Annotated in this window: 16 protein-coding genes and 4 tRNA genes; 13 read left to right on the top strand and 7 right to left on the bottom strand. The window is 43.6% G+C overall.

Annotated features, from left to right (window positions below):
• Positions 1–478 precede the first annotated feature (478 nt).
• The gene (gene hemH, locus AC5JP1_RS07850; RefSeq protein ID WP_493843718.1) at positions 479–1,498 is read left to right on the top strand and encodes a ferrochelatase; all 1,020 of its coding nucleotides are present in this window, start codon (positions 479–481) and stop codon (positions 1,496–1,498) included.
• 126 nt (positions 1,499–1,624) lie between these two features.
• Here hemH and AC5JP1_RS07845 read toward each other — a convergent pair whose 3' ends face one another.
• From AC5JP1_RS07845 to AC5JP1_RS07830, 4 genes are all read right to left on the bottom strand, one after another.
• The gene (locus tag AC5JP1_RS07845) at positions 1,625–1,978 is read right to left on the bottom strand and encodes a hypothetical protein (protein ID WP_493843717.1); all 354 of its coding nucleotides are present in this window, start codon (positions 1,976–1,978) and stop codon (positions 1,625–1,627) included.
• A 275-nt stretch (positions 1,979–2,253) separates the two neighbouring features.
• The gene (locus AC5JP1_RS07840; protein WP_493843716.1) at positions 2,254–2,790 is read right to left on the bottom strand and encodes a hypothetical protein; all 537 of its coding nucleotides are present in this window, start codon (positions 2,788–2,790) and stop codon (positions 2,254–2,256) included.
• A gap of 255 nt (positions 2,791–3,045) precedes the next feature.
• Positions 3,046–6,033 (bottom strand): DNA polymerase I, encoded by a 2,988-nt coding sequence (polA, locus tag AC5JP1_RS07835; RefSeq protein WP_493843715.1) that lies wholly within the window; start codon positions 6,031–6,033, stop codon positions 3,046–3,048.
• 379 nt (positions 6,034–6,412) lie between these two features.
• Complete coding sequence (locus tag AC5JP1_RS07830; RefSeq protein WP_493843714.1) at positions 6,413–6,826, bottom strand: Ohr family peroxiredoxin; 414 nt, start codon at positions 6,824–6,826, stop codon at positions 6,413–6,415.
• A 342-nt stretch (positions 6,827–7,168) separates the two neighbouring features.
• Between AC5JP1_RS07830 and AC5JP1_RS07825 the strand changes: the two genes are divergently transcribed.
• The 12 genes from AC5JP1_RS07825 to rimI all read left to right on the top strand — a co-directional run bounded on the left by AC5JP1_RS07825 (position 7,169) and on the right by rimI (position 17,485).
• Complete coding sequence (locus AC5JP1_RS07825; protein ID WP_493843713.1) at positions 7,169–8,074, top strand: hypothetical protein; 906 nt, start codon at positions 7,169–7,171, stop codon at positions 8,072–8,074.
• A gap of 196 nt (positions 8,075–8,270) precedes the next feature.
• The gene (locus AC5JP1_RS07820; RefSeq protein ID WP_493843712.1) at positions 8,271–9,866 is read left to right on the top strand and encodes a peptide chain release factor 3; all 1,596 of its coding nucleotides are present in this window, start codon (positions 8,271–8,273) and stop codon (positions 9,864–9,866) included.
• Positions 9,867–10,074: 208 nt separating this feature from the next.
• Positions 10,075–10,926 (top strand): RsiV family protein, encoded by an 852-nt coding sequence (locus tag AC5JP1_RS07815; protein ID WP_493843711.1) that lies wholly within the window; start codon positions 10,075–10,077, stop codon positions 10,924–10,926.
• A gap of 115 nt (positions 10,927–11,041) precedes the next feature.
• The gene (locus AC5JP1_RS07810; protein ID WP_493843710.1) at positions 11,042–12,337 is read left to right on the top strand and encodes an FHA domain-containing protein; all 1,296 of its coding nucleotides are present in this window, start codon (positions 11,042–11,044) and stop codon (positions 12,335–12,337) included.
• 244 nt (positions 12,338–12,581) lie between these two features.
• Complete coding sequence (gene trpE / locus AC5JP1_RS07805) at positions 12,582–14,078, top strand: anthranilate synthase component I (RefSeq protein ID WP_493843709.1); 1,497 nt, start codon at positions 12,582–12,584, stop codon at positions 14,076–14,078.
• Positions 14,079–14,271: 193 nt separating this feature from the next.
• Positions 14,272–14,347, top strand: a tRNA-Thr gene (locus AC5JP1_RS07800).
• A 67-nt stretch (positions 14,348–14,414) separates the two neighbouring features.
• Positions 14,415–14,498, top strand: a tRNA-Tyr gene (locus AC5JP1_RS07795).
• A gap of 83 nt (positions 14,499–14,581) precedes the next feature.
• Positions 14,582–14,655: transfer RNA gene (locus tag AC5JP1_RS07790), tRNA-Gly, on the top strand.
• Positions 14,656–14,759: 104 nt separating this feature from the next.
• Positions 14,760–14,834: transfer RNA gene (locus tag AC5JP1_RS07785), tRNA-Thr, on the top strand.
• A gap of 209 nt (positions 14,835–15,043) precedes the next feature.
• Positions 15,044–15,361 carry a DUF6122 family protein gene (locus AC5JP1_RS07780; RefSeq protein WP_493843708.1) on the top strand — a complete coding sequence of 106 codons (318 nt, stop codon included), beginning with the start codon at positions 15,044–15,046 and terminating at the stop codon, positions 15,359–15,361.
• 280 nt (positions 15,362–15,641) lie between these two features.
• Positions 15,642–16,832 carry an elongation factor Tu gene (tuf, locus tag AC5JP1_RS07775; RefSeq protein WP_319050997.1) on the top strand — a complete coding sequence of 397 codons (1,191 nt, stop codon included), beginning with the start codon at positions 15,642–15,644 and terminating at the stop codon, positions 16,830–16,832.
• 164 nt (positions 16,833–16,996) lie between these two features.
• Complete coding sequence (rimI, locus tag AC5JP1_RS07770; protein WP_493843707.1) at positions 16,997–17,485, top strand: ribosomal protein S18-alanine N-acetyltransferase; 489 nt, start codon at positions 16,997–16,999, stop codon at positions 17,483–17,485.
• A gap of 98 nt (positions 17,486–17,583) precedes the next feature.
• Here the strand turns inward: rimI and AC5JP1_RS07765 are convergent, their stop codons facing one another.
• The 3 genes from AC5JP1_RS07765 to trxB are packed head-to-tail and all read right to left on the bottom strand — an operon-like array spanning position 17,584 to position 19,887.
• Positions 17,584–18,018, bottom strand: coding sequence for a MerR family transcriptional regulator (locus AC5JP1_RS07765; protein WP_493843706.1), 435 nt, complete (start codon positions 18,016–18,018; stop codon positions 17,584–17,586).
• 33 nt (positions 18,019–18,051) lie between these two features.
• Positions 18,052–18,864 carry a leucyl/phenylalanyl-tRNA--protein transferase gene (gene aat / locus AC5JP1_RS07760; RefSeq protein ID WP_493843705.1) on the bottom strand — a complete coding sequence of 271 codons (813 nt, stop codon included), beginning with the start codon at positions 18,862–18,864 and terminating at the stop codon, positions 18,052–18,054.
• On the bottom strand, positions 18,865–19,887 hold the full coding sequence (trxB, locus tag AC5JP1_RS07755; RefSeq protein WP_493843704.1) for a thioredoxin-disulfide reductase: 1,023 nt from the start codon (positions 19,885–19,887) through the stop codon (positions 18,865–18,867).
• Between the last annotated feature and the right edge of the window lie 76 nt (positions 19,888–19,963).

Below are 19,963 nucleotides of genomic sequence, written 5' to 3'. Positions count from 1 at the left end.
CTGATCCAGCAGCAGAATTGGCTAGGCTGCTAGCATGAGAGTTGGGTTGCTGGTCATTAGTGTTATCAGAGCGTGCGTTCAAAGCTACCTCACAGGACGACAATCATCAATAAAATAAAAACAAAATGGCAAGCGGTTGGCAGACTATTTTGCCTACCCAATTTTTATAAACAGGGCTTGCCTATTGTATGGCGATGCGCGTAGGAGTACAACCTTTGAACAAACCTTTCGAGTGTCATCCCTATAGCAAATAGGTTATAGGTAAATAATGAATAAGTGCCGAATACAATGAATAAGGGAAGAATAAGGACAACTGCGTATCAAATTGTATAAGGGTGCTTTTGCCATGCGTTATTCATGGATAAAATGCTACACTAAAGATGTCTATATTCCATAGTGTCTACACAATCCTGCGTTCTCTCATTGTGATAGTTGTGACATTATCTCCAATAACTTACTGCTGATAAATAGTGCTGCTATGAAACCTGAATTGCCTCCACGTATTGCTGTCCTGTTAGTCAACCTCGGTACACCAGATGAGCCAACGGCACCTGCCGTACGTCGCTATCTTAAACAGTTCTTGTCAGACCCGCGAGTGATTGAGATTCCCAAGTTTTTATGGGCAATCATCTTGAATCTGTTTGTATTGCCCAGTCGTCCTAAGCGCGTGGCAAAAGCTTATGCCAGCATTTGGGAGGGAGACTCACCGATTCGTAAGATACTCAATAGCCAAGTTGAGCTATTGGAACCGCGTCTGGCAAACAGCGTGGCGCCATTTCGTGTCTCTGTGCATCCTGCGATGAGCTATGGCAATCCTGGACTGCCTGATGTCATGGATGCACTACGCGAAGAAGGGGTGGATCACTTTGTCATTCTGCCATTGTTTCCGCAGTACTCGGCCTCTTCTGGTGGCGCGGTATACGATGCGCTGACGAAGTGGACACTCAAGCAGCGTAATCTGCCAAACTATACGATTGTCAAAGATTACTTTGCTCATCCGCTATACATTCAAGCATTGGCCAACTCGATTCGCCGCTTCCAAGACAAGCATGGCAAGCCTGAAAAGTTGATGTTTAGCTTCCACGGTATCCCGCAGCCCTACGCGGATAAAGGCGATCCGTATCCTAAGCGTTGTAAATGCACAGCGGCGCAAGTAGCGCACGCACTTGGTCTAAAAGAGGACGAATGGATTATCAGTTTCCAGTCACGTTTTGGTAAGCAAGAGTGGGTAAAGCCGTATACTGATGTGGTATTAGAAGACTGGGGCAAGTCTGGCGTACGCTCAGTACAAGTGGTTAGTCCTGCATTTTCGGCGGATTGTCTTGAGACGCTAGAAGAGTTGGCCATTGAAAACCGTGATAATTTTCTGGAAGCAGGCGGGCAAGAGTATCACTACATTCCTGCACTTAACCTTGATGAGACCCATATTGAGCTGCTTGAAGCATTGAGCTTGCCTCTTGTAAAAGGGTGGGCGGGCACGCTTGATGGTTGGGCATAGCATGGTTGGCATCTATATACTTATCAATTAAATTACAAGTTATAAAAAAGCACACCTACTATCGTTAGGTGTGCTTTTTTAATTCGTAAGTTCCATTAGCAGCTTCGCTAAAAGCTGTACTAAATTCTAAAAATCATCATCATTGCTACGCTCTGCGGCGTCTCTATCGGCGATATCCATCGCATCCGGATAATCATTATCATCAAGATTGTCCTGTACCAAGACCTCATCGACACGTGCCTCATCGATATTTTGACGATGCATAGGCGTTAGCCCTTGTGTAGCCGCGCTACCAACTTCTGAGTTATCAAACCCTGCACTATTATCGATGACATCATCATTATCGATAGTATGTAACATCGGATTGTCTAGATCGACCAACTGATTGTCTTCATCGGTTTGAACAACGACACCGTCATTGCGGCTATTGCCATCGATATGATCCATCTCTTCTGGTAGTGGGTTTTTTGAGTTTTCCATAAGTCATTCCTTATTGTAATTATTGGCAGTAAAATTATCATATGTGCTTGCAAAAGTACTATTTATTTTGACAGTTTTATTCTACTGAACAGTCTGTACGGTTATTAGAATTTTCACTAGTAGTAAGGTGTGACAGGATGTTCAAAATATGTAAGGCGATGGACGAAATGCAAAATCGGACGGCTACTCATATTGAGCAGCCGTCTGTTTTTCTAGAATTACTTATAAAGTTTATGTCATTAAATCACTGAATTTCACCTATCGTGATGATCGTTTTAATGATTGGTATGCTTGAATTTATAATTTAATTTTTGCGTCAGATACGATTCATAGTCAGCCAGTTTGAATCGCCATAAATAGACCAAGGCAATTCCGTAAATAGCCGTTTCAGACAACTCTTCGACAATCTCTCCAAATGTATGCGGAAATACAATGGCGTTCTCTCCCATATATTGAATGATTGCCAGCACTGTGACGGTGAGGTAGAGCGAGACAGGTACGTTCTTTAGTACTGCCCACAGATAATGCCTCGAATAAGCCAATAGACCAAGCGCCACAAGATAAATAACGGTCAGCACACTGTCTTCCCACCAGTCATAAGACTGATTCAAAAACGAGAAGTCGCTCGGAACCAACAAATCTGGTAGATAGTTCAGCTCGCGACGAATGACAGCGACAAATACCAGTAGCGCTGCCAACCAAAAAGCCTGAATGTGTTTGATATGACTTTGTACAAGATATTGTGCGCAACGTAGCAAACAGGCAAACAACAGGATCATACCGGGGATTTCAATGAGGCCGTCTGAATTCAAAATAACTGGCTCCTGCGTGTCAAAAAAATGTGTCAAAAACAAAAAAGTGAGCCCGTAGGCTCACTCTAAACCGGAAAATCTCTAGCGAAATATGCATAATTTACTATGACACCATTATACCCCAATATTGCGGTAATGGCGTCGTAGAATATAACCAAGTAGTCATAAGCGGTTGTTTATATAGATGATAAAGTGGCTTTCAAAGCTCGTCTTATCCTTAAGTTCGCTAGCGATCTAGTTTGCCCAAATCAATAATCAATGCGCCTCATCCCAGTTTTGACCACTATCAGTCTCCACTAATAACGGTACAGCAAAGTCAACATTCCAGCCTTTCTCTACCGCTGTCGTCCTCAATACATCTTGCATGGCATCGGTAATCAATTGGCTAACCGCGTCTACTTTATCGGCATCCAATTCAAACACCAATTCATCATGAACTTGCAGCAGCATTTTGGCCTGATCTTTTGGCAATACTTTGTCGACGGCGATCATGGCAAGTTTGATCAAATCAGCCGCTGAGCCTTGTAGCGGCGCGTTGATAGCAGCGCGCTCTGCACCCTGCTTGACCATACGGTTGCTGTGATTAATATCGGGCGTATAAAGTTTACGGCCCAATATCGTCTCGACATAGCCGTGCTCGTACGCGCTGGCACGCGTGTTGATCATATAGTTCTTGACACCCGGATAGCGCTCAAAATACATATCGATATAATCTTGCGCCTCGCCGCGACTCATTTGTAGCTGCTTGGCAAGTCCAAAAGCACTCATGCCATATAGCAGACCAAAGTTAATAGCCTTGGCATTTCGGCGCTCCGTTGGCGTAACGTCCGCGACCTCTTTGCCGAGCACTTCGGCAGCAGTGGCAGCATGAATATCTAGATCTTCGTTAAAGGCATGAGTCAGGTTGCTGTCGCCTGAGAAGTGCGCCATCAGACGCAATTCAATCTGTGAATAATCCGCCGCTAGGATCACACGACCTTCTGGTGCGATAAAGGCTTGGCGAATGAGACGACCAGTCGCCGTACGAATTGGAATATTCTGTAAGTTAGGATCGGTTGATGATAGACGACCGGTGCTGGTCAGAGCCTGATGATAGCTGGTATGGACGCGATCCGTCTCGCTATCTGCGACGTTATCGAGCGCATCGGTATAAGTGCTCTTGAGCTTGGATAACCCGCGATACTCTAAGGTAATATCGACTAGCGGGTGATCGACTTTCGATAGGACCGCTTCACCAGTAGAGTATTGACCAGACTTGGTTTTCTTACCGCCTGGGACGCCGAGCTTATCAAACAACATCTCGCCGAGCTGCTTCGGTGAGCCTAAGTTGAACTCTTCACCCGCCACCTCGTAGGCACGCTGCTCGAGCGCGATGATTTCTTCGTCAAAGCGCTTTGACAGCTCGTTCAAAAATGAGCGTTTGATGAGAATACCATGCGCTTCCATTTGACAAAGTATCTCAGCCGTTGGAATCTCTAACTCGTGGAGTAATTTGGCATTGTTGGCATCATTCGCCAATTCAACGCTGAATACGTCAAACAGCTGATAGGTGATATCGGCATCTTCACACGCGTAATCGCTCGCAATATCGATAGCTACTTGGTCAAAGGTGACTTGTTTCGCGCCTTTACCTGCAACTTCCTCAAAGCTGATAGTCTGTGTTTGTAGATAATGGCGCGCCAGATCGTCCATACCGTGTCGAGTGGCTGCTGCGTTAATGACATAGCTTGCCAGCATGGTATCCATCGCCCAGTTGTTTGGCTGCTCATGTATCGCACCGACTAAGTCGATGTCATAGTGTGCGAGGATATGCGCATCGTATTTTAGATGCTGTCCGATTTTACCGATGTTTGGGTTTTCTAGTACAGGCTTTAAACGTGCCAATACCGTATCACAATCAAGCTGTTTTGTGGTCAGCTCATCGCCTTCTAAGCTGTGGGTGAGTGGCACATAATAGGCCTCGTGCGCTTGCAGGGCAAAGGACAGCCCGACGATTTGTGCGTCACGCCAATGGACGCTGGTGGTTTCGGTATCAATGACAAAGTGCGGCGCTGCCTCTAGTAATTCGACCAAGCTATCAAACGCAGGTTCGTCGAGCACAGTATGCCACGCTTTATCCTGATGGTTGACCTTGATGTCATCGCCACTGTTTGCTTGCAGCGATTTGGCAACTTGTGCTTGCGATTCAGCGTTTGCTTGGCTATCAGCAACGCTTTGTGAGCCATTAGCTGGATGATTTGGGTGATCGAGCGATGCCAGCTCATTTCTAAACTCAAGCTCATCGTATAGGTCGCGCAGCTCATCTATATACGCGCGAGGATCGGTATTGATTTTGAGATCGTTCCAGTCCTGACCGATTTGTAGATTGGTGACAATGGTAGCGAGCTGTCTATTAAAAGGAATATCATCGGCGTGTTCGATCAACCCTTTGGCGCCGCGACCTTTGATAAAGCCAATATGCTTGAGCATGTTATCGATGTCACCATACTCAACCAGCAAATCTTTCGCGGTCTTTTTACCGATACCCGGCACGCCTTTGATACCGTCAGAGCTGTCACCCATCAGTGTCAAAAAATCAATCATTTGATTTGGGTTGATACCGAACTTGTCGATCACCGCTGGTGTATCTGTAATTTTACCCGTAAAGCTGTCTTCTAATATCACACAGTCATTGACCAGCTGCATCATGTCTTTATCGCCCGTTGAGATGACCACATGATGACCTTGCTCGACCGCGCGATGGGCAAGCGTACCGATGATATCGTCCGCTTCTGCGCCTTCGATACGTAGCAGCGGAATACCTAGCGCGCTGACCAAACGATGGATATAAGGAATTTGCTCTACCAGCTCTACGTCTATAGGCGGACGGGCGGCTTTATAGTCAGGTGACATATGATGGCGAAAGGTCGGTGACTTGGTGTCAAAGCAGACCGCCATATGAGTGGGATGATAACGACGCATCAATTTTAGCAGCGCATTCAAGGTACCACGGATCGCATTGGTTATTAGACCTTGCGAGTTTTGCATAGTTTTTGGAAGAGCGTGATAGGTGCGAAACAGATAGTAAGAGCCATCGACTAAGATGAATGGAGGCTGATCTTTGTCCACATGACTGGTATCCATCAGCGCAACATTAGGCATATCGTCAAAATTTGGCAAGGCTTTTGGGTCTAGCGCTTGATGGGAGTGGTGGTCATTGCTGGTCGTATTACCAGTTGTATTGTCGGCTATATTATCAGTCATAAAGGTCACTTATCAGCTATTAGATAGAAATATGCTCTTATTATAACGATAAAATCCGCGTGTGCCGAACTCCTTAACCGTTACGAGATATTGTAGTGGTATTAGGGCCTGTCCCTAATTCAAACGCTTATCACTAAATGGGCTAAAAATGGCTAAATCTTTGACAAACGGCGTCAAATAGCTGGTTAATATCTCGATATTGTCTGCACTATTTTCCTTGTTTGCCTGCGGTTTATTTCATTTTTATTACCATTTTTAAAATAGGAACACTCCCTAGTTTTTCACCAAAATTTCAAATAAAAAAAGAACCCAGACCAGCTGAGTTCTTTTATAATTAACTTATTTTTAATTACTTATTGATAGTAAGTCTAATAATGCGTTATTTTACTTCTGAAGTGACTTCGACATCAATGTTGCCGCTGGTTGCTTTTGAGTATGGGCATACTTCATGCGCTTTTTCGACCAGTTTTTGGATGTCATCAGTAGATAGGTCTGTGTTATCAGCGATAACATGGATTTTTACAGCAAGCTTGTATTCGTGGTTTTCGCCTTGTAGTAGATCGACAGAGGTCTCAACAGTTGAGCCAAATGTGGCGCTTTCCATTTTTTTGACCACACCTAGAGCGCCATCAAAACAAGCACCATAACCCATAGCGAGTAATTGCTCAGGGTTGTTACCTTTTTGATTACCGCCTGGTGGTACCATATTGATTTCAAGATCACTATCGCTCAAGGTTGCTGTACCCATGCGACCGCCAGTAACCGTAGATTTTGTAGAATATAGAGATTTCATGACACATCCTTTGTTTTGAGTTTTTATGTTGAAATGGTAAATCTAAATGTCCAATCTAGGATAGCAAACCATTAAGGCAGATCAGTGAGTTAGTAGTAAATATTTACAACAAGTTTGTAAATGATTCTTGAATAAAGCTTGCATGAACAGTCTAAGTAGCAAGGCATGTCAGTATCGGTGATATCAGGAGCTATTGAATAAATACTGGCAGTCATTAGTAGTGCTGCAGGCATTCAGTGCTACAGGTGTCCATCCACTATAGGCATTGCTATAATAGACTTTTAACCCGTCCTAATCTTCTCAAAACAGATAATAGAGTCTGACTCATAAGGATAGTGTTCGATGAATAGAGTGGTTGCAATATCTGGTGTTCTATCTGTGGCAGCGCTTACTGTAGTGGGCTGCGGAGAAGAGAACGGCGCCTCTTATGGTTCTGGTAGTAGCACGATAACGCTCACAAGCTTTGATAGTAGCTATGATAGTAAAGCCAATGATACTGCCATTGCCCGAATCGATGAAACCTACCGTACTGGTGCACGCCAAATAAAGACAACCAACCTCATCAACAGTTATAGCAATCAGAGTCTTAATGATCTAGACAGAACGGTACTAGCGGATAATTTTGAAGGTCGACTCGAAAATAAAGACATCGAAGTCAGTAATCGCACCGTCAAACGTCCTATTTATGAAAAAAACAGCAATAATAAACTAAACTACGAAACCACCTATCAAACCCTTAATTTATCAGGATTAAACGCCAACAGTTATAGCGCTGGCACGAATATCGAAGACCGCCGTGGTATTCGGACAGCCTTGAGCAACTACGCTAATATTCCTTCTAATGTTGCCTTTCCTGAAGGATCGGTTTGTTACATTCCGGTCGTGACAAGCGAACGCTCATTTTGGGCATTTAATGACAAGAACAAGACTGGCTACTCGTCATTAGAGAAATGGCTTGATGCGGCCAAACAGCGCTTTAGCAATGATAGAGATCATAGAACCTCTCAGTTCGGTGTGGGTATAGAAAACAAGCAAGCAGCGGCGCAAGTGATGTTTTTTGCATATAATAATCAGCCTGCTTATGAATATAGCGGCGTTGAATATGGAAAGGATATCTATGAGGCAAACTATGTTGCTAAGGGCAGTATTAATCCAAATACAGACAGCCGCTTTGGTGTCGTAGATTGTACGCTTGTCAATGAAGTAGCAGGAGATTTTTTAGCTGAGCAAATAAAGCGCTATTATTAAAATCAAGCAAGCTCTACGATGACGGTTAAAAATTTTGTTAACACGCTTTGTCTAACTGCGACAGAGCGTGTTTTTTTATGCGCTAACTCTGCACCCTAACGCTAAATCGGCTACAATACGCTCATTATTTATTCTATTTATTCAGATTACTGTCTAAAAGACAGCCTTTTTGAAGTTAAGGTTGAAGCCAAAAACTATGAGTGTAGATCCAAAGAAACTAAACAAAGAAGTGGCCAAGCGCCGCACCTTCGCTATTATCTCGCATCCCGATGCGGGTAAGACCACCATGACCGAAAAGCTACTGTTATGGGGTCAAGCGATTCAGGTCGTGGGCGAAGTCAAAGGCCGTAAGACTGATCGTCATGCGACTTCAGATTGGATGAGTATGGAGCAAGAGCGTGGTATTTCGATCACCACGTCCGTCATGCAGTTTCCTTATCAAGATCACATGGTCAATCTACTAGACACTCCAGGTCACGCCGACTTTAGTGAAGATACGTACCGTACATTGACCGCCGTAGACAGCGCCCTGATGATGGTCGATGGGGCAAAAGGTGTCGAAGAACGAACCATCAAACTGATGGAAGTGTGCCGTATGCGCGATACGCCAATCATCTCATTTGTTAACAAGCTGGATCGTCAGATTCGTGAGCCGCTTGAGCTGCTGAGCGAAATCGAAGCGGTGCTCAAGATCAAATGCGTACCCGTTACATGGCCGATTGGTATGGGGCAGGATTTTGTTGGGGTATATCACCTTGCAGAAAACAAAACCTATCTCTACGAAAAAGGCAACGGCGGCAAAATGACCGTCTCTGAGACTCGCGAGGGCTATGACTATCCGGATATACGTGAGCGTCTAGGGCAGTTGATGTTTGATGCGTTTGAAGAGTCATTAGAGCTGGTACAAATGGCGCTAGAAGAGTTCAGCGTTGACGCGTTCTTAGCAGGCGAGATGACGCCAGTATTGTTCGGTACGGCATTGGGTAACTTCGGTGTCAATATGGTCCTTGATACCTTAGTCAAATATGCCCCGCCGCCAAAAGCCCATCCAACGACTGAGCGTGAAGTATCAGCAACCGAAACTGATTTCACAGGTTTTGTCTTTAAAATTCAGGCAAATATGGATCCGCGTCACCGTGACCGCATTGCGTTCTTGCGCGTATGCTCTGGTAAGTATGAGAAGGGCATGAAGATGAAGCACGTGCGTTTGGGCAAAGACGTCCGTATTGCTGATGCGCTGACCTTTTTGGCAGGCGATCGTGAAGCGCTAGAAGAGGCTTATCCGGGTGATATTATTGGTTTACATAACCATGGCACGATCTCTATCGGTGACAGCTTCACGGAAGGCGAGGAGCTGAGCTTTACTGGTATTCCTCACTTTGCGCCTGAACTGTTCCGCCGCGTGGTGCTAAAAGATCCGCTTAAATCAAAAGCATTACAAAAAGGGTTACAGCAGCTGAGTGAAGAGGGCGCAACGCAGGTATTTATGCCGCAGATTAATAACGATTTGGTCTTGGGTGCGGTCGGTGTACTACAGTTTGAGGTGGTCGCGCATCGTCTTAAAGAAGAGTACAAAGTCCAATGTACGTTTGAGCCGGTATCGATTGCCACCGTACGCTGGATTCATTGTGATGATGAGGTGGCATTAGCAAAATTTAAGAAAAAAGCCCACGACCAATTATCAATAGATGGTGGTGGTTATCTGACTTACCTTGCACCATCACGGGTCAACTTACAGTTGATGCAAGACCGTTATCCAGAAATAACGTTCAGTAGTACGCGTGAACATTAATATCATCCGTATCAAAAACACCTGTACCGCTTATTTTTTATTGATTAAGACACGCTAGCCGTGTCTTTTTTATTGTCTATCGTTTGTGGGCTGAGGTTGGTTTTTAATGATTAGCAATACTTCATAAACACAAACAGTGTTCCTACAATACAGCGTCATTGTTACGGTAGAATGTTACGCAATACTTTATATTTATAAAAGAAAATGTATGTCAGCGATGATTCGATTCTATTTTAATAAGTCTATGTTTCAACTGTTATTGAGTAGGGCAGCGAATATTCAGCGAATTAGTACCTTAGCAAGTGGTTTACTAATCGGCGCTATCAGTATGTCTGCAACTGCAGGTAGCATTGTCAGTACGACAGAATATCTTGATTATCAACTGCCAGAAAAAATTCAGAAGATATGCGCTGAGCGTAATAATTGCCCAGAGATTGAGGTTAAATATCTCAAGAGTAATCATAGCTGGATAGATACAACAATCAATGCACGTATTAACAATTTGGTTGTCAATAGTAAGCCAATAGAATCAGCACCGATTAAAACGCCAAGCACTCAAGCAAACGTGAATGCTGCGATTAATAACTTTGTGGCGTCGCAGTTTCAAGATATGCCTGAAGAGGTTTCGTGGGCTTACAGTTTGACGGTGACGCCTGTCTATTTAGGTCACGTCAATAACTTTGAGCTGTTCGAAATCAACTCTTATGTTTTTACTGGCGGTGCACACGGCATGCCATACAGCGAGTATTTGACGTTTGATCTAAGTACCGAAAAGCAAGTCACCCTCGATGATATGATTATTGCAGGCAAGAAACCTCGTTTTGAAGCACTCGCGCATGATGCGCACAAGACATGGGTGAAAACGGTCGCTGACGATGTCAGTAGCTATGAGAAAAACTGGCCATTTATGTTGAGCGACAATGTGACGTTGACAGATACAGGCATCAATATTCGTTATCAGCACTATTCTATCGGCCCGTATGCTTATGGTATGCCCGTGTTGAGCATTCCGTATAGTGAGCTTAATAAGGTGATAAAGCCTTACTTTATACCAAAATAGACAGATAAATAACGACTACATTATGTTCTCTACTACAGATCGACCAGTTAATAACCATCAATAATAATTTGCTTAAAACCGTTTGAAAATTAATAGAAAAATAAGGAGTTACAGTATGACGAATAATACAGATAACATGACAGCAGCAACCAATACGTGGCAGTTGAATGCATTGACAGAGGCATTGGGCGATTTAACACTGACAGTTAGTGATAGTTTGTCTGTTGGCCGTGGCAGCGACAGTGATGTCGTGCTGGGTAGCAAACAGGTATCTCGCAATCATGCTGTGCTGAGCGTACTAGACGGTCAGCTATACGTAAAAGACTTGGATTCTTCCAATGGTACTTTTATCAACGATAGACGTATCACAGGTAACGAGTCAAATGTGCTACAAGCTAACGATATGCTTGGTTTTGCAAGTTTTGTCTTTCAGGTACAAGCATCTACCACTCCTGAAGAAAGTACAACGTTAGCACCAGCAACAGAAGAAGAGGTAATCACTGCGACAACCACTGAGACAGAAACAACCGCGGGAACTGTTGACGAGCAGAGCATAGCTAATGAGACTATCGACCAAAAATCTCTTGATAATAGACCAGTTATTGATGAGCTTGTTACTGAAGAGACTAGTATTAAAGAACAAACAAATGAGAGTCCTGTAGCAGCTAGCAACGAACCAGTCGTCAAACAAACAGGTATCGAAGAGATCCTACCTAGTTCTAATACAGACAAAGTATCATCTGTCGATACCGACCCAACTATAGCGCCAGACACCACAATGGACAAAACAGCAGAACCAGAGACAACGCCTACCACAATGGACAAAACAGCAGAACCAGAGACAACGCCTACCACTGAGGACGTAGTTGCTGAATCAGTCTCTCCAGAGCCAGTAGTAAAAGAAACAGGTATCGAAGACGTATTATCAGCAGCAGACAGTACAGCGCCCGCACCAATTGAAGAGACTTCAGTTGAAGCAGAGGCAACATCTGAATCAACTGTACCAACAACGCCAGAGCAGTCGACAGTAACTAATGAGAGTGCCTCGTTAGTAGAGCAGGAACCAGTGGTAGAGCAGCCAGTGGCACATAAAGAGACTGTAATACGTGAGGAGCGTGCAAACCAAATGGAACATGACAAAACAACAAAAACAGAGTTACAAGAAGAAGCTGACCCTGAAGTTTTAAAAGCCAAACAAGCAGCCAGTGCACAGTTTTCAGGTACAGCTAATTTAGGACAGGATCGTGATCTTGGTACTGAAGGCAATAATGCGATGGATCAAGAAATCAGTAATCCAGCGCATACAGGACAAGTAGAGAAAAAAGCGAGTGGCGGCTGGTTTATATGGGTCTTCCTAGCGATTTTGATTATTGGTCTGGCGTTGTGGTTATTTAATATGGGCGGTGTTTAATCCTATTCAACCTGGATACAACTTAGCTATGGCACTACTCTATAGAATGAATGCTGGAGTAGGAGACTATTGAGGCTACTAAGACTAAGTTATCAGGGCTAACGAGTATTGCTGAATACTTGGTTAGCTATTTATCCAAATAATTTTTTTATAGCGCCAACATGACAACAAAATGTTGGCGCTATATTTTATTTAACAGTGTGCTGTTTTGTTTTTGCCGCCATGATGCAAAGTGAGCGTTACTATGATGACCTTCCAAGAATACCAAGCTTTCAAAGATCGTGGCTTTAGTCATGCGCCCTTGATAAAAAAACGTTTGATGGATGTACAGACCCCAGTATCTGTCTTTTCTAAAGTGCGTGATCTAAATGGCTCTGCTTATCTGTTTGAGTCTGTAGTAGGCGGTGAACGCTGGGCGCGATACTCGATGATTGGTTTGGGTAGTGATTTGATCCTACAATATGCTGATGGCAATATGACCATCAAAAAAAATGATTATATCGATACAGAGGCAGTAGCAGATCCTTTCGACTATATCCGTAAACTGATGGCACAGTATCAGATGCCAACGGCTGAAGATGTGCCCACTGTACCAAGTTTTAGCGGCGGCTTAGTGGGATACTTCGGCTATGATATGGTACGTATTATTGAGCCTAGCGTCGGACCATCTGATGCTCCTAATCCCATGTCGATGCCAGATATGTGGCTGATGCTGTCAATGAGCGTCATCGTATTTGATAATCTAGAAAACACCTTGTCGATAATCGTTTATGCTGACTGCCAGACTGAAGAAGGCTACAGTACAGCCATTCGTGAGTTAGAAAAAATCGAAGAAAAGTTGGCAGAGCCGTCGAATCTATCTGCGCCAGTCATGCCTACGCCTACATTCACATCGCAGACAGGTAAGGATAAATACTGTAGCGACGTCAACAAAATAAAAGACTATATCGTAGCAGGCGATGTCATGCAGGTGGTCCCAGCGCAGCGCTTGACTGCTGACTATACAGGTGACTCTCTAGCTGTTTATCGCGCGCTCCGCTATCTCAACCCATCGCCTTATCTGTTTTTGGTGCATGGCTATACGCTCGACGACCACAAGCGATTCGATATCATCGGCGCGTCTCCTGAAATATTATCTCGCATCGAAAATGGCAAGGTAACTGTGCGTCCGCTAGCAGGGACACGTAAGCGTGGTCAAGATGAAGCAGAGGATCTGGCACTGGAGCAGGAGCTACTTCATGACAAAAAAGAAACTGCCGAGCATTTAATGCTTATTGATCTAGGTCGTAATGATATCGGCCGCGTTTGCGAATATGGTAGTGTCAAAGTGACAGAAAAGATGTTTATTGAGCGCTACTCACAAGTGATGCATATTGCGTCCAATGTAGAAGGCACAATACAAGCTGATAAAGACGCATTGGACGTGTTCTGTGCGACTTTTCCTGCTGGTACGCTATCAGGGGCTCCTAAAATTCGAGCCATGCAAATTATTGATGATATAGAGCCTGTGCGTCGAACGGTATTTGGTGGCTCTGTAGGCTATCTGGGCTGGAATGGCAATATGGATACCGCCATTGCTATTCGCACTGCAGTAATGCGCCGCGGCGAGATACATATCCAAGCAGGAGCAGGCGTCGTCGCTGATTCTGTACCAGAAGCTGAGTGGGATGAAACCAATAAAAAAGCACTAGCATTGGTAAAAGCCGTAAAAATGGCATGCAATGGATTGCGTATTCGCTAATTATTCTATTCTTATTTATCAAATATCAGTAAATAGGCTGCAAGATGCCAAGATAGCTGTATTTTTCTGTCAAAAAAATAACAATGTAATCAATGGCTTGAATATTTATATTGAAATAACTGAAAAAAAGATAAAAAAGGACTTGCGTCATTCAAAATATTTGATAGAATAGCCACCACTTTAGAGAGAACAAGCCGACTTAGCTCAGTTGGTAGAGCAACTGACTTGTAATCAGTAGGTCGCCAGTTCGATCCCGGCAGTCGGCACCATCTCTTTTAAAGTAGCTTTTTATGAATTTGTCTTAAATGAAAGTCATTTTTGTTCAAAGCACCCTAAGGTGGGATTGGGGAGCGGTCAAACCCAACAGACTGTAAATCTGTCGCGAAAGCTTCGAAGGTTCGAATCCTTCTCCCACCACCATATTTTTTAAAAGTTTGTCACAGCGCCAAGCATGCTCTATATTTAACAACTCTCGATTAGAGTTGATATAAACAAGAGTAAATGCGGGTGTGGTATAATGGTAACACCTTAGCCTTCCAAGCTAATGACGCGGGTTCGATTCCCGCCACCCGCTCCATATATACACCATCGCAAAGCCTAATAATCAATCATCACGACAGTCAGTTATTGTTGCTGTATCGTGATATTTTTTTTAGTGCAGTTCAAAGATTTTTAATATACGCTCATATAGCTCAGCGGTAGAGCACTCCCTTGGTAAGGGAGAGGTCTCGAGTTCAATTCTCGATATGAGCTCCATTTATTATTTATCTCCTTTATGCTTGTTTTGCTATTTATATAGCTTTGCGTCGATATCGAAAATATAAAATATTGAAACATATAAAATTAGTAAGACATATAATGATTTAAAGGTGACACTGAGGTGTTGCCTTTTAGTGCTGTCAGCAGGTTAATGAATATTGGTTTTAGTAGTTTGATATCAATGGTATTAAAACTGGTAGACAAACATGCAGGCATCTATACACTATTTCTTGCATTTTGGTTTCCCTCTTTTTATTGCGATTGCGTTTTTTAGAAAAGAGTGGAAAAAAGCATATCTGATTTTGCTCGCGACCATGCTGGTGGACATAGATCATTTAATAGCGAACCCAATTTTTCAGGCAAATAGATGTAGCATTAATTTTCACCCATTACATACGTATTATGCAATGTTGGTATATGTGTTTTTGCTCTTTTTCCGTAAGCCTTTTAACATTATTGGCATTGGATTGCTTTTTCATATGTTGACGGATTTTACGGATTGTTTGATGATGTCATCGAGCTAATACAATAGATTTGTACATCGATACAGTTGAAAGGTCATAGTTGACGTTGTAATGAATCAAGCGTTATATGGCATAGAGAAAAATTGATTTGTATTGACAGAGTTATGACTATTTAAGACAAGTCAGCGTATAATAACGGATACAAAAATTAGTTCGGAGTGCTGTTTGATTAGGAGCAGTGGTTCGTGCGGTTGATAGCTAGGTTTATGATGATTTAATTTTATTATGAGCCATTAAACAGCTTTTTATTTATCATTCACCAAAAAAAGAGGAAATACCCATGGCAAAGGCCAAGTTTGAACGTAACAAGCCACACGTCAACGTCGGAACCATCGGACACGTTGACCATGGTAAAACCACCCTTACCGCTGCAATCGCAACCGTAGCTGCAATTACCTCTGGCGGCGAAGCAAAAGACTACGCGTCTATTGACTCAGCACCAGAAGAAAAAGCACGTGGTATCACCATCAACACCTCACACGTAGAATATGACACAGACAGCCGTCACTATGCTCACGTAGATTGCCCAGGTCACGCCGATTATGTTAAAAACATGATCACTGGTGCTGCTCAGATGGACGGCGCAATCCTAGTCGTATCTGCAACTGACGGCCCTATGCCACAAACACGTGAGCACATCCTGCTTTCACGTCAGGTTGGCGTACCGTACATCATCGTATTCATGAACAAATGTGACATGGTTGATGACGAAGAACTACTAGAACTAGTAGAAATGGAAGTTCGTGAACTATTGAACGACTATGACTTCCCAGGCGACGACACGCCTATCGTTAAAGGTTCAGCTACTGAAGCCCTAAAAGGCTCAGAAGACAAATATGGCCAACCAGCCGTAGTAGAACTACTAAACGTACTAGACACCTACATCCCAGAGCCAGAGCGTGACATCGACAAAGCATTCCTAATGCCAATCGAAGACGTATTCTCAATCTCAGGTCGTGGTACCGTAGTAACCGGCCGTGTTGAATCTGGTATCGTTAAAGTTGGTGACGAGATCGAAATCGTTGGTATCCGTGACACTCAAAAAACCACCTGTACTGGTGTAGAGATGTTCCGTAAACTGCTTGACGAAGGTCGTGCAGGCGAAAACTGTGGCGTACTACTACGTGGTACTAAGCGTGAAGACGTACAACGTGGCCAAGTACTAGCTAAGCCAGGTTCAATCACTCCGCATACCAAGTTTGACGCTGAAGTATATGTATTGTCAAAAGAAGAGGGTGGTCGTCACACACCATTCCTAAACGGCTATCGTCCACAGTTCTACTTCCGTACTACTGACGTAACTGGCGCAATCCAATTACAAGACGGTACTGAAATGGTAATGCCTGGTGATAACGTTGAGATGGGCGTAGAGCTTATCCACCCAATCGCTATGGACAAAGGTCTACGCTTCGCTATTCGTGAAGGCGGCCGTACTGTAGGCGCTGGTGTTGTTGCTAATGTATTGAACTAATCATCAAGTCTCAGTAATGAGCTTATGAGTTAGTCATAAGAGAGCCACCCTAAATAGGGTGGCTTTTTTTGTGATAAAGAATAAATAATGTAGCTACTTACTTATATAATCTAAGCCGAACCAAATGATAAAACTAATTAAATAACAAGCATAAAAGGACAGTCATGTTTGCGATAGAAGCGTTAGCAACCGATGTAGCAGAGTCTAAGAAAATGATTCAAGCCGTAGCCAACATCGAAGCCATCGTCCAGCCGCAAGACGCTTGGAGCTATCAGACTTTGCTTGAACTGCTTGATCAAGACAGTATTAATATGCTGATCGTGTACGCGCCAGATAAGAGTGCAAAGAGCAACGTAATTGGATACTGTTTATATCAAATGCTCTTTGAGCAAGCAGAAATTTTGCGTATTGGTACGCATCCTGATTATCAGCGACAAGGAGTTGCGACACAGACTATTGATAAGCTGCATGATGTATTGCAGAGTAATCAGGTTGAGAGTCTATTGTTAGAGGTACGCGCAGATAATCATGCGGCGATTGCGTTATATGAGTGGCAAGAATTTGTCGTGATTCATAAGCGCAAAGGCTATTATCAATCACCACATCAGCCAGCAGTTGATGCCCTCATTATGCAGCACACTTATACCGAGTAGACTGGAGGAAATTTAGTTGAGAAGGTAGAGTAACAGTACTTATGAAGACAAATACGGGATATAAAGCAGAGTTATTATAATTACTATATTTGGCGGGCTTATTGTAAAGGTATTGTCTTTTTGCAAACTTCAATATCCAGCTGATACTCACTATCTGCTTGCATCTGAACAAGAATGTCGATGCGCTCGCTCAGTAGCTCTACCATCATACTCATATTGGCTTGTTGTTTTTTGACTTGTTCTAGCTTTTGCTGCGTTAGCAGAAGCTGTAAATCAATATCCAGTTGACCATCGTAATAATCGTTTAAGCTGTTTTTGATCTCGATAAGGGTGAAGCCAATGGCTTGTGCACTCTTAATCAACTCAATACGTTCGATACACTCAGGATGAAACTCCGTATACAACCGTGACCCTGCTTGACGTTTACGTGATTTTAGCAGACCTAACTGCTCATAATGACGTACCGTGTCTTTGGTGGTATTGGCCTTCGCTGCCAGTTCTCCAATCAACAAAAATGAGATATCAAGCGCCATAAAAACCTCGTTGTTGCTTAGCTATTGTCATTATCATAATATGCGTTGCCAAGGCTCTGTAGTATCAAGTCGCGTCACTGCTAATGGTTTATGCGAGCTGTCATCCCACTGAACAAAACGATGACTTATCAGGCTATCTAACTGAGCCAGGAAATCAGTACGCGGCAGGGTGGTAGCGCCCAAGCTCATGAGGTGATCATTTGGCAATTGGCAATCGACGAGTGCCACGTGACTTTGTTCGCATAAGCGCATTAAACCCCAGAAGGCTATCTTTGAGGCATTGGACGCACGATGGAACATAGACTCACCAAAATAAATATTGCCTATCTTTAGTCCGTAAAGTCCACCAATCAGCTGACCTTTCTCATCCCAGACCTCAATACTGTGGGCAAAACCTTGCGCATGCAATTTGGTATAGGCCTCAATCATCTCATCATGAATCCAAGTATGCTCGCCTTCAGGCAAGTCATTATTAAGACCATCGCTTCGCGGTAGACTACAAGCATGTATGACCTCATCAAAAGCTTGATTGAGTGTCAACTGCCAACGCGTGCGGCTTGCTTGCTTACGTAGCGACTTACTCGGTTGATAATCAGATGGTGCTATCACACAGCGTGGCTCAGGACACCACCAAGCAATAGGTTCGTCTTCATTGAACCATGGGAATAGTCCCCGTGCGTAAGCAGATATTAATGTCTCGGGTGCTAGATCGCCGCCCATCGCGACAATTCCAATCCCATCAGGATCGACAGAGATAGGATTAGGAAAGTCATAACGCCTAAGACTTTTTAGAGTCTCAGGCGTAATGTATTGAGTGGTATCATCGTGCTGCGTGAAGTTATCCATTTAGTCTTCTTGATCAGCAGTTAGGGTTGATGCATACGTATGGTCTTTTGCCGTTGCTTCACCGATAGCATCTAAGTACTTTTCAGCATCAAGTGCTGCCATACAACCTGTACCAGCAGAGGTAATAGCCTGACGATAAACATGATCAGCGACGTCGCCAGCTGCAAATACACCCTCAATGCTAGTTTGTGTAGCGTTACCATTGAGACCACTATTGACAGTCAAATAGCCGTCTTTCATGTCCAATTGACCGGTGAATAGGTCAGTATTGGGCTTGTGACCAATCGCGACAAACATACCCATTGCGTCTAGTTGTTTGGTGCTACCGTCAGTCATTGATTCGATAACGACACCATTGACACCCATATCATCACCAACCACTTCTTTTACCTGATGGTTCCATTCAATTTTGACATTGCCGTTTTTGGCTTTCTCAAACAGCTTATCTTGTAGGATTTTTTCAGAGCGTAAGCTATCACGGCGATGCACTAAGGTCACTTCAGAAGCAATGTTAGACAAATATAAGGCTTCTTCGACGGCGGTATTACCACCACCAATCACGGCGACTTTTTGGTCCTTGTAGAAAAAACCATCACAAGTAGCACAAGCAGATACACCAAGGCCTTTAAATTTGGTTTCTGACTCTAGCCCCAAATACTGTGCAGAAGCACCTGTTGAGATGATCAAGGCATCACAAGTATAGTTGCCGTTGTTACCTGATAGCTGAAATGGACGCTCGTTTAGATTGACTTCATTGATATGATCATAAACCAGTTCTGTACCAAAACGCTCAGCATGCGCCTTCATACGCTCCATTAGTGCTGGACCTGTCAAATCATGTGCATCGCCTGGCCAGTTATCGACTTCGGTAGTGGTCGTTAATTGTCCGCCTACTTCCATACCCGTAACCATAACTGGTTTAAGATTGGCACGTGCCGCATATACTGCAGCAGAGTAACCTGCAGGACCTGAGCCTAAAATAATGAGTTTTTCGTGACGTGGAGCGGTAGTGTCAGTTGCCATGAGGTGTTCCTTTCTAAAAATACGAATGAATAATGATAGTTATAAATATAATAAAAAAATCAAAAATTATGACTAA

Source organism: Psychrobacter sp. H29, assembly GCF_059073055.1.
The sequence above is the reverse complement of the archived record's forward strand: the minus strand, read 5'-3'. Positions and strand labels throughout refer to the sequence as shown.

Excerpts from the sequence above, each read along its gene's own strand:
- hemH (WP_493843718.1), top strand. The coding sequence starts at position 479 with ATGAAACCTGAATTGCCTCCACGTATTGCTGTCCTGTTAGTCAACCTC.
- AC5JP1_RS07845 (WP_493843717.1), bottom strand. The coding sequence starts at position 1,978 with ATGGAAAACTCAAAAAACCCACTACCAGAAGAGATGGATCATATCGAT.
- polA (WP_493843715.1), bottom strand. The coding sequence starts at position 6,033 with ATGACTGATAATATAGCCGACAATACAACTGGTAATACGACCAGCAAT.
- AC5JP1_RS07830 (WP_493843714.1), bottom strand. The coding sequence starts at position 6,826 with ATGAAATCTCTATATTCTACAAAATCTACGGTTACTGGCGGTCGCATG.
- AC5JP1_RS07825 (WP_493843713.1), top strand. The coding sequence starts at position 7,169 with ATGAATAGAGTGGTTGCAATATCTGGTGTTCTATCTGTGGCAGCGCTT.
- AC5JP1_RS07820 (WP_493843712.1), top strand. The coding sequence starts at position 8,271 with ATGAGTGTAGATCCAAAGAAACTAAACAAAGAAGTGGCCAAGCGCCGC.
- AC5JP1_RS07815 (WP_493843711.1), top strand. The coding sequence starts at position 10,075 with ATGTCAGCGATGATTCGATTCTATTTTAATAAGTCTATGTTTCAACTG.
- AC5JP1_RS07810 (WP_493843710.1), top strand. The coding sequence starts at position 11,042 with ATGACGAATAATACAGATAACATGACAGCAGCAACCAATACGTGGCAG.
- trpE (WP_493843709.1), top strand. The coding sequence starts at position 12,582 with ATGATGACCTTCCAAGAATACCAAGCTTTCAAAGATCGTGGCTTTAGT.
- AC5JP1_RS07780 (WP_493843708.1), top strand. The coding sequence starts at position 15,044 with ATGCAGGCATCTATACACTATTTCTTGCATTTTGGTTTCCCTCTTTTT.
- tuf (WP_319050997.1), top strand. The coding sequence starts at position 15,642 with ATGGCAAAGGCCAAGTTTGAACGTAACAAGCCACACGTCAACGTCGGA.
- rimI (WP_493843707.1), top strand. The coding sequence starts at position 16,997 with ATGTTTGCGATAGAAGCGTTAGCAACCGATGTAGCAGAGTCTAAGAAA.
- AC5JP1_RS07765 (WP_493843706.1), bottom strand. The coding sequence starts at position 18,018 with ATGGCGCTTGATATCTCATTTTTGTTGATTGGAGAACTGGCAGCGAAG.
- aat (WP_493843705.1), bottom strand. The coding sequence starts at position 18,864 with ATGGATAACTTCACGCAGCACGATGATACCACTCAATACATTACGCCT.
- trxB (WP_493843704.1), bottom strand. The coding sequence starts at position 19,887 with ATGGCAACTGACACTACCGCTCCACGTCACGAAAAACTCATTATTTTA.